The sequence below is a fragment of the Enterococcus sp. B2E4 genome (assembly GCF_030499455.1).
GTDB lineage: Bacteria > Bacillota > Bacilli > Lactobacillales > Enterococcaceae > Enterococcus_D > Enterococcus_D casseliflavus.
In genome coordinates this window covers 16,650-32,898 of sequence record NZ_JAUKPK010000021.1, presented here as the reverse complement: position 1 = coordinate 32,898, position 16,249 = coordinate 16,650, and the positions used below count along the sequence as shown (strand labels likewise).

At 44.7% G+C, this 16,249-nt stretch carries 15 protein-coding genes; 2 read left to right on the top strand and 13 right to left on the bottom strand.

Annotated features, from left to right (window positions below; genetic code table 11):
- The first annotated feature begins 5 nt into the window (after nt 1-5).
- The gene (locus tag Q1X33_RS14140; protein WP_005231816.1) at nt 6-1,355 is read left to right on the top strand and encodes an Nramp family divalent metal transporter; all 1,350 of its coding nucleotides are present in this window, start codon (nt 6-8) and stop codon (nt 1,353-1,355) included.
- 42 nt (nt 1,356-1,397) lie between these two features.
- On the opposite strand, the gene Q1X33_RS14135 is transcribed toward Q1X33_RS14140, so the two are convergent.
- The 10 genes from Q1X33_RS14135 to Q1X33_RS14090 all read right to left on the bottom strand — a co-directional run bounded on the left by Q1X33_RS14135 (nt 1,398) and on the right by Q1X33_RS14090 (nt 12,141).
- Nucleotides 1,398-2,621, bottom strand: coding sequence for a DUF1015 domain-containing protein (locus Q1X33_RS14135; RefSeq protein ID WP_301969732.1), 1,224 nt, complete (start codon nt 2,619-2,621; stop codon nt 1,398-1,400).
- Entirely contained in the window at nt 2,621-3,805 is a 1,185-nt protein-coding gene (locus Q1X33_RS14130; RefSeq protein WP_005228230.1) for a phosphoglycerate dehydrogenase, read from the bottom strand. The genes Q1X33_RS14135 and Q1X33_RS14130 overlap by 1 nt, the downstream gene beginning before the upstream one ends.
- Nucleotides 3,806-4,885, bottom strand: a complete 1,080-nt coding sequence (serC, locus tag Q1X33_RS14125) for a 3-phosphoserine/phosphohydroxythreonine transaminase (protein ID WP_005228215.1) — start codon at nt 4,883-4,885, stop codon at nt 3,806-3,808.
- 125 nt (nt 4,886-5,010) lie between these two features.
- Nucleotides 5,011-5,937: an alpha/beta fold hydrolase gene (locus Q1X33_RS14120; protein WP_015510334.1), complete on the bottom strand. Its 927-nt coding sequence runs from the start codon at nt 5,935-5,937 to the stop codon at nt 5,011-5,013.
- A 512-nt stretch (nt 5,938-6,449) separates the two neighbouring features.
- On the bottom strand, nt 6,450-7,478 hold the full coding sequence (locus Q1X33_RS14115; RefSeq protein WP_034869082.1) for a Gfo/Idh/MocA family protein: 1,029 nt from the start codon (nt 7,476-7,478) through the stop codon (nt 6,450-6,452).
- Nucleotides 7,479-7,502: 24 nt separating this feature from the next.
- Entirely contained in the window at nt 7,503-8,471 is a 969-nt protein-coding gene (locus tag Q1X33_RS14110) for a sugar phosphate isomerase/epimerase (RefSeq protein ID WP_005228209.1), read from the bottom strand.
- Nucleotides 8,468-9,187 (bottom strand): trehalose utilization protein ThuA, encoded by a 720-nt coding sequence (locus Q1X33_RS14105; protein ID WP_005228207.1) that lies wholly within the window; start codon nt 9,185-9,187, stop codon nt 8,468-8,470. Before Q1X33_RS14105 ends, Q1X33_RS14110 begins: the two co-directional genes overlap by 4 nt.
- The gene (locus tag Q1X33_RS14100; protein WP_005228205.1) at nt 9,184-9,936 is read right to left on the bottom strand and encodes a sugar phosphate isomerase/epimerase; all 753 of its coding nucleotides are present in this window, start codon (nt 9,934-9,936) and stop codon (nt 9,184-9,186) included. Before Q1X33_RS14100 ends, Q1X33_RS14105 begins: the two co-directional genes overlap by 4 nt.
- 30 nt (nt 9,937-9,966) lie before the next feature.
- Nucleotides 9,967-11,040 (bottom strand): Gfo/Idh/MocA family protein, encoded by a 1,074-nt coding sequence (locus Q1X33_RS14095; protein WP_005228203.1) that lies wholly within the window; start codon nt 11,038-11,040, stop codon nt 9,967-9,969.
- Between the two features lie 234 nt (nt 11,041-11,274).
- Nucleotides 11,275-12,141: an AraC family transcriptional regulator gene (locus Q1X33_RS14090; protein WP_005228201.1), complete on the bottom strand. Its 867-nt coding sequence runs from the start codon at nt 12,139-12,141 to the stop codon at nt 11,275-11,277.
- Between the two features lie 132 nt (nt 12,142-12,273).
- Between Q1X33_RS14090 and Q1X33_RS14085 the strand changes: the two genes are divergently transcribed.
- Nucleotides 12,274-13,062, top strand: a complete 789-nt coding sequence (locus tag Q1X33_RS14085) for a PHP domain-containing protein (protein WP_005228199.1) — start codon at nt 12,274-12,276, stop codon at nt 13,060-13,062.
- 112 nt (nt 13,063-13,174) lie between these two features.
- Here Q1X33_RS14085 and Q1X33_RS14080 read toward each other — a convergent pair whose 3' ends face one another.
- The 3 genes from Q1X33_RS14080 to Q1X33_RS14070 form a co-directional block, all read right to left on the bottom strand.
- Nucleotides 13,175-14,113, bottom strand: coding sequence for a 2-dehydropantoate 2-reductase (locus Q1X33_RS14080; RefSeq protein WP_005228196.1), 939 nt, complete (start codon nt 14,111-14,113; stop codon nt 13,175-13,177).
- Nucleotides 14,114-14,379: 266 nt separating this feature from the next.
- A complete protein-coding gene (locus Q1X33_RS14075; RefSeq protein ID WP_005228186.1) occupies nt 14,380-15,342 on the bottom strand; it encodes a rhodanese-related sulfurtransferase in 963 nt (320 codons plus the stop codon).
- A 107-nt stretch (nt 15,343-15,449) separates the two neighbouring features.
- On the bottom strand, nt 15,450-16,199 hold the full coding sequence (locus Q1X33_RS14070; RefSeq protein WP_010749998.1) for an alpha/beta fold hydrolase: 750 nt from the start codon (nt 16,197-16,199) through the stop codon (nt 15,450-15,452).
- Nucleotides 16,200-16,249 lie beyond the last annotated feature (50 nt).

Here is a 16,249-nt window from a genome sequence, read left to right as displayed (position 1 = left end):
AAACGATGAATGACGAAAAAAAATTGATCCAAGCGGCCAACGGTCCTAGCTTGGAAGAAATAAATAATACAGTTGCCATTCCAAAAAACGGCAGCTTTTGGCGCAATCTCTTAGCGTTCTCTGGTCCTGGGGCATTGGTAGCCGTGGGCTATATGGACCCAGGAAACTGGATCACCTCGATCGGAGGCGGTGCTGAATATGGCTATCTCTTACTTTCTGTGATCTTGATTTCCAGTTTGATCGCTATGCTGCTGCAATACATGGCAGCCAAGCTAGGGATCGTGACCCAGATGGACCTTGCGCAAGCAACTCGTAAACACACCAGCAAAGGCTTAGGCTTTGTCTTGTGGATCGTCACCGAATTGGCTATCATGGCAACGGATATCGCGGAAGTGATCGGAGGAGCGATCGCTCTCAATCTACTATTCGGCTTACCTTTATTAGTTGGGGTCATCTTAACGATTTTCGATGTACTGCTTCTGCTCTTTTTAATGAAATTGGGTTTCCGAAAAATCGAAGCGATCGTCATGACACTGATTTTGGTCATTATGCTGGTCTTTTGTTACGAAGTCATTATTGCTCAACCAAATTTGCCTGCTGTCTTGCAAGGCTTTATTCCCCAAAAGCAAGTCTTGAACCATGGGCAGCTGACAATGGCGTTGGGGATCGTTGGTGCGACTGTGATGCCGCATAATCTCTATCTGCATTCTTCGATCTCCCAGTCACGAAAAATCGATCGCAGCGATACCCAAGAAGTGGCAACGGCCGTGCGGTTCGCTACTTGGGATTCCAACATCCAATTATCCGCTGCGTTTTTGGTCAATTGCCTGCTTTTGATCTTAGGAAGCGCCTTGTTCTTTGGTCATAGTGAAGAAGTCGGCACCTTCTCCGCGCTGTTTGATGCTTTGCAAGATTCCTCCATCGCTGGTGCTGTCGCCAGTCCAGTTTTGAGCGTTCTGTTTGCCGTGGCGCTCTTGGCATCTGGTCAAAATTCAACGATCACTGGGACACTGACAGGGCAAGTCGTGATGGAAGGATTTATCCATATGAAGATCCCTACTTGGGCGCGACGTCTGATCACCCGTGGCTTATCGGTGATCCCCGTCTTGCTTTGTACGATTTACTTTGGCGGCAACGAACAAGCCTTGGACGATCTGCTGATTTATTCGCAAGTCTTTTTAAGCATCGCCTTACCCGTTTCGATGATTCCGTTGGTTCTTTTTACCAGCTCAAAAAAAATCATGGGGGAACGCTTCAAGAATCCGCTATGGGTCTCTACCTTAGGCTGGATCTGTGCCATTGCACTGACGGTCTTGAATGTCCGCTTGATCATCGAAACACTCGGTAACTTCTAATAGAAAAAAAGCTTACGAGGTAGCCTCGTAAGCTTTTTTTGGTTAATTCGTTTCTAAATCATGTAAAAACAGACCGCTCAACAGTTTTGGTTCAAACCAAGTTGATTTTGGCGGCATAATTTCTCCCGCATCGGCGACTGCCAAAAGATCGGTCATTTGCGTTGGATACATGGAAAAGGCCAATGTCCATTCTCCGCTATCCACCAAACGTTCCAATTCTTCTGGACCACGAATTCCGCCGACAAAATCAATGCGTTTGTCTGTCCGCACATCTTGGATCGCGAAAATATCAGCCAGCACGTATTGTTGTAAAAGCGACACATCCAGCTGTCCTACCGCATCTTGCGGCACAGCTTCCGGTTTGATGGTCAACTCCCACCACGCATGGTTTAGGTACAGATGAATCGAACCACGTTGCGCTGGTCTCTTCCTTGTAGTTTCTCGAATCGTAAAATGCTGGGCTGCCTGCTCAAAAAAGGTATCTGGCACTGGTACCCGCAAAACCCGATTGTATTCCCAAATCGCTAATTCATTTTCTGGGAATAAAATCGCTAAAAAGCGGTCGCTTTCTTGACTGCTTTGGCCATCGGCTCGCTTTTGCAAGCCGACTTTGACTGCTGACTCTGTGCGGTGATGTCCATCCGCAATATAAAGGGCATCTACAACTTGAAACTGCTGGGCAAAAGAGGCGACTAGCGCTGGATCATCGATCAGCCAAACACGATGTTGCACTTCATGATAGCTGACAAAATCATAGATTGGCGCATGCTCTGCTTGCCACGCATCGATCGCTTCTTTGACTGCTGCTGGTTGGCGATAGCTCAAGAAAATCGGACTTGTATTGGCATCACATGCCAGAATATGATTGATCCGATCGATTTCTTTTTCTGGACGGGTAAACTCGTGTTTCTTGATTTTCCCAGTGACGTAATCATCGATCGAGGTACAGGCGACAAGCCCAGTTTGGCTTCTACCAGCCATCGTCAATTCATACAAATAATATGCGGGCGCCGTTTCTTGAATCAACCAGCCTTCTTCTTGAAAAGATGCAAGATTTTCCGCCGCTTTTTGATACACCTGTGGATCATAAGGATCGATTCCTGGCAAGTCGATCTCCGAACGGTCGATGTGGAAATAGCTGTAAGGATTGCCTTGCGCAAACGCTGCGGCTTCTTGTGAATTGACCACGTCATACGGTAGCTCGGCCACTTTTTCTGCCAATGAGGCTTCTGGACGAATGGCTTTAAACGGAAATACTTGAACCATTAATACCCAACCTCCTGATTCTTGATGACCCGTACACGAACGATATTTACGTTCTCCCGCAGTTTATCGGCTAATTGATTCAATAAGGCTTCATCTTCAGAAGCGACATCGGCTAGGGTGTAAGCAAAGTCTTCCCGTCCACGATTCAGCATATTGTCGATATTGATTCCAGATTCCGCAATGATCGATGAAATCTGACCTAACATATTCGGTACATTGCGATTGATGATCGTCAGACGATAAGGCGAATGAAAAGCCATCTCAACAGTTGGAAAATTCACTGAGCGCTTGATGGTCCCAAATTCCAAGAATTTTTTCAATGTTCGGGCTGCCATCTTGGCACAGTTGACTTCAGCTTCTTCTGTTGATGCACCTAAATGCGGCAAGACGAGGACTTTTTCATTGTGCAGCAATTGTTCATCCGCAAAATCAGTCGTATAGCCCGCTAAACGGTCGGCTTTTAACGCACGTAAAACGGCATCTGTATCGACGATTTCTTTACGAGAAAAGTTGAATAGCTTCGTTGTAGGTTTCATTTTCGCAAGTTCGGCTTCCCCGACGAGATGATGCGTGTTTTCCATTAGCGGCACATGAACCGTAATAAAATCACAGGTTGAAAAGACTTCCGCAATATCATTGGCACGCTTGACCCGACGAGAGATCGTCCAAGCAGTATCCACTGACACGTAAGGATCATAACCGACTACTTCCATCCCTAGACGATAAGCATCGTTAGCGACCATCGCTCCAATAGAACCAAGGCCGATGATTCCTAACTTTTTGCCTTCTAACTCTGTTCCAGCAAATTGACTTTTTTGCGCTTCTGCTTGTTCTTCCACATTATCACCGCTCAAGGTTTGGACCCATTGGGCACCTCGTAAAATCGGACGGACACTTAAGAGCAGACTAGCGATCACTAATTCTTTGACCGCATTGGCATTGGCGCCTGGCGTATTAAAGACGACGATCCCTTTTTCAGTACATGCTTTGACGGGAATGTTGTTGGTCCCAGCCCCTGCACGGGCAATACCTAAGACACTTTCAGGAAAAGCGTAATCGTGCAATTTCTGGCTGCGCAGCAAAATCCCTTGCGGTTGGTCGCTTTCGTTGATGGCATACTTTTCTTTTTCTAAACGCTGTAATCCTTCTGGTGCGATCGCATTGAATGTTTTAATTTGGAACATTTATTTGACCTCCGCTTCAAATGATTTCATAAAGTCGACTAACGCTTGAACGCCAGCTAATGGAAAGGCATTGTACAAGCTTGCTCGCATTCCTCCAACGGAACGATGCCCTTTCAAGTTCTCAAAGCCAGCTTTGACAGCTTCTTCATTGAAGCGCTGATCTAATGCTTTATCCCCTGTCACAAAAGGAATATTCGTTAGTGAACGGCTATCAACAGCCACAGGACTACTGTAAAGAGCCGAGGCTTCGATCGTTTCGTATAAAAGCGCCGCTTTTTGGCGGTCTTGTTCTAAAATGGCAGGAATGCCGCCTAATTCTTCCAACCATTCAAACACCAATTTAGCAATATAGATAGCATACGTTGGTGGTGTATTGTACAATGAGTCATTTTTAGCCTGTAGACGATAATCCAGCATTGGAGCGAAGACAGCATCATCATTGAGTAAATCTTCTCGGATAATCACTACCGTCAACCCTGCAGGACCAATATTCTTTTGGGCCCCAGCATAAATCACACCGAAGTCTTCTACGCGATAGTCATTGGCTAAAATATTTGAGGACATGTCTGCTACGATCGGCACATTGCCAGCCTGCGGAATCGTTTGAAAGGCCGTCCCTTCAATGGTATTGTTCGTGGTGATATGCAAATAAGCCGCTTCTTGATCGATCGCATCTTCTGAAATTTCTGGAATATAGGTAAAGTTTTGATCCTCACTAGAGGCAACAACTTCCACCGTCACGTTTCCAAGCGCTTTTGCTGCTTCAATAGCTTTCTTCGACCAAGAACCGGTATTTACGTATAAGGCTTTTTTGTTTTGTGCAAGATTTAAAGGGATCATACTGAATTGGAGACTCGCGCCGCCTTGTAAAAACAGTACCTGATAGTTTTCAGGAATTCCCATCAATTTTCGTAAAAGTGCTTCTGCATCTTTAATGATCGCTTCAAACAAGGAGGACCGATGACTCAGCTCCATAACGGACATCCCACTTCCGCGGTAATTCAAAAGTTCGGATTGTGCTTTCTCCAATACGGGACGGGGCAATACGGCAGGACCAGCTGAAAAGTTATAAACTGTCATACAAAAAATCTCTCCTTTATGTTAGATGTGAAAATCATTATAACAGATAGCCGAAAATGAAAAAAGCCTTAAAAGAGAAAATAATTTTGAATTTTCAGAAAAGACTACCAATTTCTTAACGTTCGTCATTTCGGCATTTTTTCAAACAGCCAGCGAGAAATTTCATTGTAAACGATCTCGCGGTTGCGCTCATTCAAAATCTCATGCCGGCCCTGTTCAAGCAAATACATCGTCACGTCAGCATTTTGCTTCAGCTGCTGAGCCAATTGGCGGACGCTTTTGCCATAGTGCCCCACAGGATCGTCTGCACCTGAAATCAAGAGCAGCGGCAATTCTGGGTCAATCCTGCGCAGTTGATCCGGATCACTGGCAGCTTGCGTCAATGTAAAGAGATCCTTGTAAGCCGCTAAGGAAAAATGAAATTGTGTGTAAGGGTCCTTCAAGTAGCGATCCACTTGTTGCGGATCACTGGTCAACCAATCCTTAGCGGTCCGATTGGGACGAAAACGCCGGTTGTGCTGGCCAAAAACCAGCTGTTCCATTACGTGATAAGGCCATTGCTGAGCGGCAAACGGGCGCAACAAGTTCGTGACAAGTTTGCCTCCTTGCATCAGCACGGCTTTTTCCATCGTGGTGCCCATGATGATCGCTCCTGACAATGGATGTGGCTGACTAAACAAATAATTCCGCAACACCAGCGACCCCATACTGTGCCCTAAGATAAAGTATGGTCGGTCTGGGTAGCAAGCAGCTGCGTACTGATGGACCACTCCCACATCTGCCACTAAATAGTTGGCGCCCTCTTTTTCACCAAAATGCCCATAGGCCTGTGTTTCTTTCACGGATTGCCCATGCCCTAAGTGATCATGGCCGACCACCGCATAGCCTTGCGCAGTCAAACATTCCGCAAACTCGTGGTAACGTTCAATGTGTTCGATCATTCCGTGAACGATTTGCACGACTGCTTTCGGCTGTTCTTCTGGCAGCCACGTTTTGACAAAAAGCTGATCCTTCCCATTTGATGAAGTCAGCTTTTCTTGATTCATCCTCATAGTTCGCACCTCTTTTGCTTTTTCATTTCCCTTCGCCAAATAAAACGGTCGTTTTCTTTATTATACATGGAATTTTAGGCTATGGCGGTAGGAGTTGGGAATTTTCAAGGATAAAAAACCACGCAAAACGTGAGAAGTTCAAACATATGTAGCACAATAGCCACCCCTATTTGCGGTAAGAGTGACTATTGTGCGCTTGTTGCAACTTCCAAGCGTGTGGGTTAGCGACAACTTGCCTAGCTATCGCCTCGCTTATCTAACCAATAAGCGTATAGATCGAGGTACCTCGAGTGATCCTACTAACCCAAACCATTCAAAACAGTATTCTTTAACTGAACATCAAGTACCTTAACCAAAGCTTCTTTTGAAAATTGTTTCCCCTTCACATGATTATGGGTCACTTATGATGTCAAGAAATAAAAAAACTGGGACAGAATGAACATCATTCTCTCCCAGTTTTTGCTTCTCGCACTCGTTCGGTTACATGGATAAAGAGCTGCTTCCTCTATCTCTTACGCTGTGGCAAAAATGCGTTCGATCAACTGCATCACTGCTCGGACTTCTTCGTTTTTAACGATAGGTTCGGCACCGTTGCGTACAACGTTGTAAAAATTCTTGTAGAAAGGTTCAAAATCCGCTTCGGCTTTCGGGAAAGGAATTTCTTTGGCTGCCAATTCCGATGGGGGTGCCATCGTTTTCGTCAAGCCGACGCCTGCTTGGACTGGTTTTGGTGCTGCCACATCTTCGCGACCTGTTGCTTGCACCATTTCCCCATTTAAATCCCAATCGGTGATGGTGGCTGTTCCTTCTGTTCCTTTGATGTACCAGCGAGGCAATTGCGTGTAATTGGAGGTTCCAACTTCCACGATTGCTTTGACCCCATTTTCAAAGGTAATCAAAGCGAAGAACCCATCATCGACTTCTTCTCCCAACACAAAGCTAAGATCCGCTTTAACATCTTTCACTGGACTGTCGATCAGCCATAGCATTTGATCCAGCAAGTGAACGCCCCAGTCTAAAAGCATTCCCCCACCTTGTTTTTTCACATGGCGCCAGTCTCCTGGGATGCCGTTTGCCCCTTGGACCCGTGACTCTAATTGGAACAAATCACCGATCTGTCCATTACGGTACAGTTCGCGTACAAGTAGAAAATCAGGATCCCAACGGCGGTTTTGGTGAACCATAAAGGTATTGCCAGTTTCTTGGGCAACCGCCACGATCTCATCTAGTTCCGCAGTATTCAGCGCAACAGGCTTCTCGCAAACAACATGTTTGCCGGCTTTCAACGCAGCGATCGATAACTCTTTGTGCAAGTCATTAGGTGTGGCGATCAATACTGCTTCGATCGTCTCATCGGCTAAGACTTCATCATAGCTTTTAAAGATCTTATGGCCTTTTTCTTGGGAGATCGCTTGACGTTCTTCATTGACATCGTAAGTTCCTACGATGTGGATTCGTTCGTTTTCATTTGGTAAGATATTGTGGACATGGTACGCACCCATGCCGCCATATCCGATTACTGCAAAATTGATTGCACTCATGTCTGACACTCCTCGGTTTTCTTCTTATGCCCACCACATGGATGAAGCTTCTTCACGGATCATAATCGTCTTCAAGTTACTGATGGCACGAGTCAGTCCTTCATCAATGGACATGATTGGATCTTCATGTTCAATACTCAAGACATAATCATACCCATAAATTCTAAGCGCAGAAATAATATCTGACCAGACTTGTAAGCTGTGGCCGCAACCGACTGAACGGAAGGTCCAAGCTCGGGTTTTGACATTGCTATATGGCTGCATGTCCGTCAAGCCATGCATGTTGATATTGTCTTGGTCCAAATACGTATCTTTGGCATGGAAGTGATGGATCGCATCGGCTTCCCCTAAGATTTTGACCGCTGCCACTGGGTCGATCCCTTGCCACCATAAATGACTTGGATCCAAGTTACAGCCGATGGCTTTACCCGCAGCATCCCGCAGTTTCAACATCGTATAAGGGGTATGTGCCAAAAAGCCACCATGAAGTTCGATCCCAATTTTAACACCAGCCGCTTCCGCTTCCGTGTTGATGCCTTTCCAATAAGGAATCAGTTTTTGTTCCCATTGATAATTATAATTGTCATCGTATTCCGTTGGCCATGGCAATACTGGCCAGTTGACTTGTGTATCTGTTGCATTTCCGCCTGAAACGCCTGAAAATCCATTCACAACAGGTACATTCATTAAGCTGGCTAATTTGATGGTTTTGCGCAAAAGTTCATCGGCTTCTTGCGCTTCTGCTTTTAATGGAGAGATTGGGTTGTTGTGACAGCTCAAAGCTGAGATTTCCAATCCTTTATCAGCTAATTTCGCTAAGTATTCTTTTCGCTCTGCTTCACTTGCTAGTAAACGGTCAATGTCTAAGTGGGCATTGCCTGGAGAACCACCGGTACCGATCTCGACGGTTTGCAGCCCTTTTTTCGCTACTTCATCGATCATTTCTTCAAAGCTAAGTTGATTGAATAACGGGGTAAAAACACCTAATTTCATTTTCTTTCCTCCTCAATTGCTTGAAAATGCCCATATGTTGGGTAACGATTTTCTGTTGGTGCACACCAGCGAGCCGCATTTTGGATCACTTTTTGCACTTTGGGATTGTAATAGCTTGGGAATGTCTCATGACCAGGCTGGAAATAGAAGATCTTGCCATTCCCACGGCGGAATGTACAGCCGCTACGGAAAACTTCACCACCAGGGAACCAGCTGACAAAGATCAATTCATCCGGCGCTGGAATATCAAAGTGCTCGCCATACATTTCCTCTTGCTCTAGTTCGATCCATTCGCCGACTCCTTCAACAATTGGGTGGCTTGGATTGACATTCCAGATCCGCGCATGCTGATCGTCTACTCGCCATTTCAAATCGCACGACGTTCCCATCAAGGTTTTAAAGATTTTCGAAAAATGACCAGAATGCAAGACGATCAGTCCCATTCCTTCCCATACACGCTGCTGCACACGAGCAACGATAGCATCATCGACTTCTTCGTGCGCCATATGGCCCCACCAAACCAACACATCCGTGTCAGCCAATACTTGCTCCGTCAACCCGTGTTCTGGTTCATCAAGGGTCGCCGTTCGCACTTGGAAATCATCCTCTTCTAAAAACTTGGCAATTTGACCATGGATTCCTTCTGGATACATTTTTTGGACGGTCTCATTCGTTTTTTCATGACGAAACTCGTTCCACACCGTAACATGGATCATTGGTAGACCTCCTCTACGATGTTTTTTAATTGCAGATAATCAATCCCGCTGGCTTCTAAAGGAGCGAATTTTTGAAACGCTTCCTGCTCGACGATCAACCATGGTAGTTCTAATGCTTTAGCTGTTTCTACATACGACTTGATTGGTAAAATCCCATTGCCGATCTCGGTGCTTTCCTGCGGCTGCTCTTGCATATCTTTGATATGAACCAAGCCGACCTTCGTTTCGCGTTCCTTTAGCCAAGGTAAAACAGCCACGTTTGCAAAGGCTAACCAGTAAAGGTCGGCTTCCAAACGCAGTTGCGGATTGTCTTTGATCAGTTCATCGATCATGGATTCTCCAGCAACTTCAGTAAATTCATGGGCATGGTTGTGGTAGTAGCAAGTCAGCCCTTCTGCTTGCAACTTTTGGGTGATCTGGGTCAGCTCCGCAGCAAAGGCTTGCCATTTTTCCAAAGAATCAAAACTGGCATACGGAATGACGATCCGTTGATTGCCAATCGTTTTTTCAAAAGCGACGGTTTCTTCAAAACGATCTCGCAATGCTTCAAACGGGATATGGGAAGCCGCGACCGCCAAATCCAACTGCTCCAGCATTTCTTTGATCTGAGCAGCACTGTGTCCATGATAACCGGCAAATTCAACACCGTCATAGCCGTTTTGTTTTACTGTTTTCAACGCTTCAAAAAGGTCTGTCTTGCAGTCCTCTTGAATACTCCAAAGCTGTAAAGCGATTTTCGGTTTTGTCATTTATGCTCGCTCCTTTTCTTCCAGCGGTTCTTATAGGTAGACTGGCTCACCGGTTTGCGATGATTTGTAGATTGCTTCTAAAATCTCCGTCACGACCATTGCTTCTTCAGGTTTGACCACTGGTTCGGTATCGTTGATGATCGCATGGATCCACGATTGTGCTTCTAAAATTTCTGGCGTTTCGCCGTTTCCTTCATAAAAATCAACGCCGCCTGTTTCAAGTTCGATATTTTTTTCATACAGCAAGCTGTGGTCTTCTCCGTTGATGGTCAAACCGTTGTTCATATCCGCACCCGCTTTGCTGCCCATCAGTGTCGTTTTGGCTTCTTTCACATCCAAGCTGTTGAGCGCCCAGCTAGCTTCTAAGAAAATCGTTGCGCCATCTTCCATGACCACGAAACCAAAGGCCGAATCTTCTACTGAGAATTTCTCTGGATCCCAAGGACCCCAAGCATTTGCGGCATTTTTGGTTTGCGACAACTCATGATACGCTTTTCCGACAACAAATTTTGGTTTGTAATTGTTCATCATCCATAAGGTCAGATCCAATGCGTGGGTACCAATATCGATCAACGGACCGCCGCCTTGCGCTTCTTCATCAAGGAAAACACCCCAAGTTGGCACAGCCCGACGACGGATCGCATGAGCTTTCCCAAAATAAATGTTTCCTAATTGTCCTTCGGCGCACACTTCATGAAGATATCGAGAATCTTTTCTAAAACGGTTTTGGTAGCCGATCGTGAGTTTTTTCCCTGTTCGGTTAGCTGCTTCGATCATTGCTTTGGCTTCTGCCGCTGTTTTTGCCATTGGTTTTTCACACATGACATGACAATCCGCTTCTAGTGCGGCAATCGTCAACTCAGCATGTGAGGCGTTTGGTGTACACACATGGATCACATCTAGATCAGCTTGTGCCAACATTTCTTGATAATCGCTGAATACTTGGGCATCTTCGGTCCCAAATGCTGATTTCGCTTCAACTGCACGTTCAACCAGCAGATCACAAAAGGCAACCATTTCTACTTCTTCTACTTGAGACAAGGCAGGCATGTGTTTGCCGTTTGCGATCCCACCGCACCCAATGATTCCAACTTTAACTGTCATATCTTTCCTCCTGAAAACGCTTATTATTTTCTACCCCCTCATTATAGCGAAACATCGAAAGCAGTTCTTCCCAGTTTCCATTGAAAAAATTCCCGAAAATTATCTTATGAAACTTTAACAAAAAGAACCACTCCACAATTTATGCAAAGCGCTTAAAAAAACACTATCGAGAAAAAAATAGTGCCAAATTGACAAAAAAACAGTCGACAAGCACAGGCTCATCGGCTGTTTCTATCAATTTTGATTCAGTTGTTTCTGGTACTGCAACGGTGATTGACCAACGGCTTCCTTAAAGACATGGTGAAATGTTTTGACACTGGCAAAACCTGCTTTTTCAGCGACTTCTGCCATGGGGATCTTTTCATTGGCCAAGATAAATTTGGCTTGATTGATGCGATATTCCGTCAAAAACTGCATGAAGGTCTTGCCAGTATTGGTTTTAAAGAAACGCGTGAAATAATGTGGACTAAACCCTACATGTCTTGCGGTGTCCTCCATCGTCAAGACTTCTTGGTAATGAGATTCGATGTACTCAAAGACATCATTCAGACGCTGCAAGGTTTCTTTGTATTGTGCGGCCGTTCGTTTTAGCGGATTGACGGCTTGTTTGCGCTTTGGCAAACCTTGATAGCACTCCCCAATCAACTGGTAAAGCAGCCCGAGAGTCAAATAACGCTTCCCAACGACATTTTCCTCTTCCAACTGATACAACTCGATCAAGAGACCTGTTATTTTTTCCGTAAAACTCGTTGGCCAATTTTTGCTGTGGGGCTCCCCTTCTTCAAAGAGTGTCATCAAGGATACTTCATTTTCTCGCAAAAGCGGCTCTTCAAAAAGCTTCATATCAAATTGATAGACATAGCGTTCACTCTCAGGCGATGCTAGAAAATAGTGAGGTTGCCCGCTGGAAAAAAGATACAGATCCCCTTCCTCCAACTCAATGATCGTATCGTCAACACCAATATTGACCGTGCCGCGCTTAGCGTAAATGATCTCGATTTCTTTATGGACATGGGGGTAAACGATGGTCAAACCATCATTTAGAAACGTTCGAAAACGAAATTCACTTTCAAATTCAGGAATTTCAAGGTACATACTCATGGCTGACCGACTCCTTCGCTCTATTCTTATTTATTATAAGCGAAAAATTGTCCAAGAGAAAACCTTTTCTCAGCCAATTATAGTTTCTTCTGCTTTTTTGTGGTATCGTATTCAAGAAAAGGAGTCTTGTTTATGAATTATTATGATCAACATCTGCATACATTTTTGTCTTTTGATTCAGATGAACAGTTTGAGAATTATCTTGCTTACCAGCCTGCCTACTTCGTTGCGACAGATCATTTCGATTTGAAGAACCCCTATTCGGGATTCCGTGATGATATTCCTGACTATGAATTACTAGTAAATACCCACCAGAAGCTGCAAGAGACCACAGCGACGAAACTCTTAAAAGGCATCGAGATTGGTGTCGTGCCTGGTCAAGAACAAGAAATCTTGCGCTATCTTGAAAGCCATCCCTATGACTTGAAATTGATCAGTATCCATCAAAACGGTACCTTTGATTATATGGACGATGCCGTGTTGAACAAGGACAAATTTACAGTCGCCAAACAATACTTTGACCAAATGGCCCACGTGTTGGACTCGTTTTCTGACGGGCACATCGTGACCCACTTTGATTATGGCTTGCGTCGTTTCCAATTTACAGCTGAGGAATTGGCCGCCCATTTTGAAACAGAGTTAACGACGATCTTCAAAAAAATCGTTGCCCGTGACTTAGCGATGGAAATCAACGCGAAGAGCTTTGGCCCCTATCAAAATGCCCACCTTTATCAATATGCAATCCCGCTGTATCAAAGTGTCGGTGGTAAATTGTTCACCCTCGGCTCTGATGCCCATAAAGCCAGTGACTATCGGTTAGATTTTGCAGCGATGAGCGATCTATTGCGTTCCTTTGGTGTCAATCAATTAGCGGTCTTTCAAGGTAGCGAACGGTTTATGGCGGATCTGCCTGCTCAATAGCGTCACCTTTGAATGCACTCTACAGCAACACATTTTCAATAAATGGACAAAAAAAACGGCGAACCCTAAAAGGATACGCCGTTTTTGCATGTTTAGAATAGATTTACTTAGGTTACTCCGCTGCTAAAATATCTTCCTTAGCATGGATCATTTGAGTCAAAAAGTCGCAATAAGGCGTTGGCACTTGGTACTTGCGGCCTTTTCGCGAGATTGCGCCATTGATATAATCGATCTCGGTTTTGCGATGATTATTGATCAAATCTTGATACATGGATGGATAGTGCATTCCGATGCCTTCTGGATCATAGGTTTCTTCAATATGGTGGACTACTTCGGATACATCCAGTTCAACAGATTCATGGGCAGCAACTGCCGCAAATTCTTCCACGATCGTTTGGACCATCGCACGCGCCGTTGAGGTTTGTCCGAATTGGGCAATATTCACATTTAAAATCGAACACAAGCCATTTAGGGTGCCGTTGACACAGGCTTTGCGATAGATGGAGTAACGGATGTTCTCAGAATAAGACGCATTCAACCCAGCATCAGCCAAGACTGCCGCCAATTGACGGGCATCTTCTTCTTTCCCCGGTTCGATGTTTTGCAGTTCTACAGAACCATCCCCAAACAAGCGAACATTACCAGGACCAATCAAGTCCGCCGTCCAAATGGTATTTCCTAAAAAGATTTTATCCGTGCTGACATATTTTTCAATCGTGTCCTCATGACCGATCCCGTTTAATAAGCATAAGACTTTCGTTTGCTCTCCGATCATCGGTTTGATCGTTTGCATCATTTGATCCAGTTGCATCGCTTTAGTAAAGACCAGGATCAAGTCTGCTTGTACAGTCGTTGGGATCTCATTTTGCGAATAGATCGAAAAAGGGACTGCGATCTCTTCACCGTTTAAGTTCGCTCGTAATCCGTGTTCACGGATCGCTTCGATATGCGCAGGCCAGCCGTCGATTAACGTGACGTCATTTCCGCCTCTTTTTAGCATAATAGCAAAACGGCTGCCCATAGCACCTGCACCAGCAATAACAATTTTCATCTGAATTCCTCTTTCCTCTTCCACAATTAGGTATAGTTTACTCTAAAATCGTGAAATATGCGAGAGCCTTGCGTTTTTTCTCGATAGGAAAGAAAAAAGAACAATTGGAATAGTTAGATTTTTCAGATAATTAAAAAACAATCGTTTCCAACTCTGTCCATTCAAAAAAGCCGCACGGAAGGTGGAAAAACTGACTGAGCTAAGCCAGTTTTCGGACTCACGTGCGACTCTTTTAATCCTTCATTTCCTGTGAAACAGTTGTCGGTTTATGCAGTGACTGTTTCATTTTTTGTTGCAAAGTTTTTTAACCGTTCAGCTTTTTCTGTTTCTGTGATCCCATGTTGCTCCACGTAACGGTTGTGTTCGTGGATAGCACAATCATAGCTGCAGGCACCTAAATGGGCAGCCTGATTTTCCTCAGAAGTTAAGAATTGGCGATTGCATTCTGGGTTGGCACAGTTTACATAGCGCTCGCAAGGTGTCCCATCAAACCAGTCGCGGCCGATGACTTTTTTATCTACGTGATTGATTTCCACACTGATGCGTTCATCAAAGACGTACATTTTCCCATCCCAAAGCTCACCTTGAACTTCTGGGTCATTCCCATAAGCAAAGATACCGCCATGGAGTTGGGCCACATCTTCAAAGCCTTCTCGCAGCAGCCAGCCTGAGAATTTTTCACAACGGATACCACCAGTACAATAAGTAACGACTTTTTTATCCATGAATTTTTCTTTATTATCGATGATCCATTGCGGCAACTCACGGAAGCTGCGGATATCGGGACGAACGGCTCCTCGGAAATGGCCTAAATCATATTCATAATCGTTACGGGCATCGATCACCACGGTATCTTCATCTAACAACGCTTCTTTGAACGCTTTAGGATCTAAATATTTTCCAGTCATTTCTAATGGATCGATGTCGTCTTCAAGGTTCAATGAAACCAATTCTTTACGCGGACGAACGAATAGCTTTTTAAAGGCATGTTCTTCTACTTCGTCAATCTTATAAAAAATCCCTTTAAAACGGGGATCAGCTTCCATTTTTTCCATATAGCGATCCGTTGCTTCAACCGTTCCAGAAAGTGTGCCATTGATCCCTTCATTGGCTACTAAAATACGGCCCTTGATGCCAATTTCTTTTCCAAATGCTAAATGCTCCTTGGCGAAGCTTTCCGGATCTTCAATTGTTGTGTATTTATAAAATAATAAAACGCGGTATGTCAAACCAATTCCTCCTTTTTTTGCACCCTACAGTATAGGTTATCACGTGACAAAAAACGAGTTTTATGCTTGTACCTTTTCACACAATCTTTTTCCTTGCGCAAACAGTGTCATGGATTGGTTTGATTGAGCTCTGCCACGAAAAAAGCTGTGACTTGATCCATCGTTTCTCCACGTACCAGATGGCGTTCTTCTCGCGAGATAAACTGCAAATTTGCTTCTGGATTTTCTGCCACAAAGGCTTCCACATCACCATAAGGAATTTTCTCGTCTTGGGTACCATGCCAAAACAAAAGAGGACGCTGTCCTAATTTCTCTGGTTGAGAAGACAGGTCGTAAGCATCCATCCAGCTTAAAAGCTGACCATAATCCTCGGGTACAAAGAACCCAGCAGCGCCAGCGTGCATTTGGATGCGGTCACGGTATTTCAACATGGAAGGAGAACCCATGATACAAGCTGCCGCTGTAATTTCTGGATGCTGGCACAATAAACCGCACGTGGTCATTCCTCCCATAGAGACACCGCCAACTGCGATCTGACCGTTGACCAAACCAAGATTTTCAAAAAAATCGACTAAGTAAGAAAACTCAAATAGATTGGTTTGGATACTTTGCCAAAAAGTTAAAGAAGGAATCTCAGATAGCTGGGTCTTGCGCTCCCCATGATTGGCTGCATCTGGCAATACCACCCGAAAACCTTCTCTAGCCAACTTTCTGCCTTGTGTCAACACTAATTCTTTACTCGTCTGCCAGCCATGGTAGTAAATAATCAATGGCAGCGGCTCATAAATCATTTCTTCTGGTACAACTTCTAAGACCGGAATATTTCCGATTTTTCTTTTTCGAACAGCTAATTTCATTCTTTTCCACCTCAGCTTAAGTATACAAAAAGTCGCCAAAAGCGCCACTG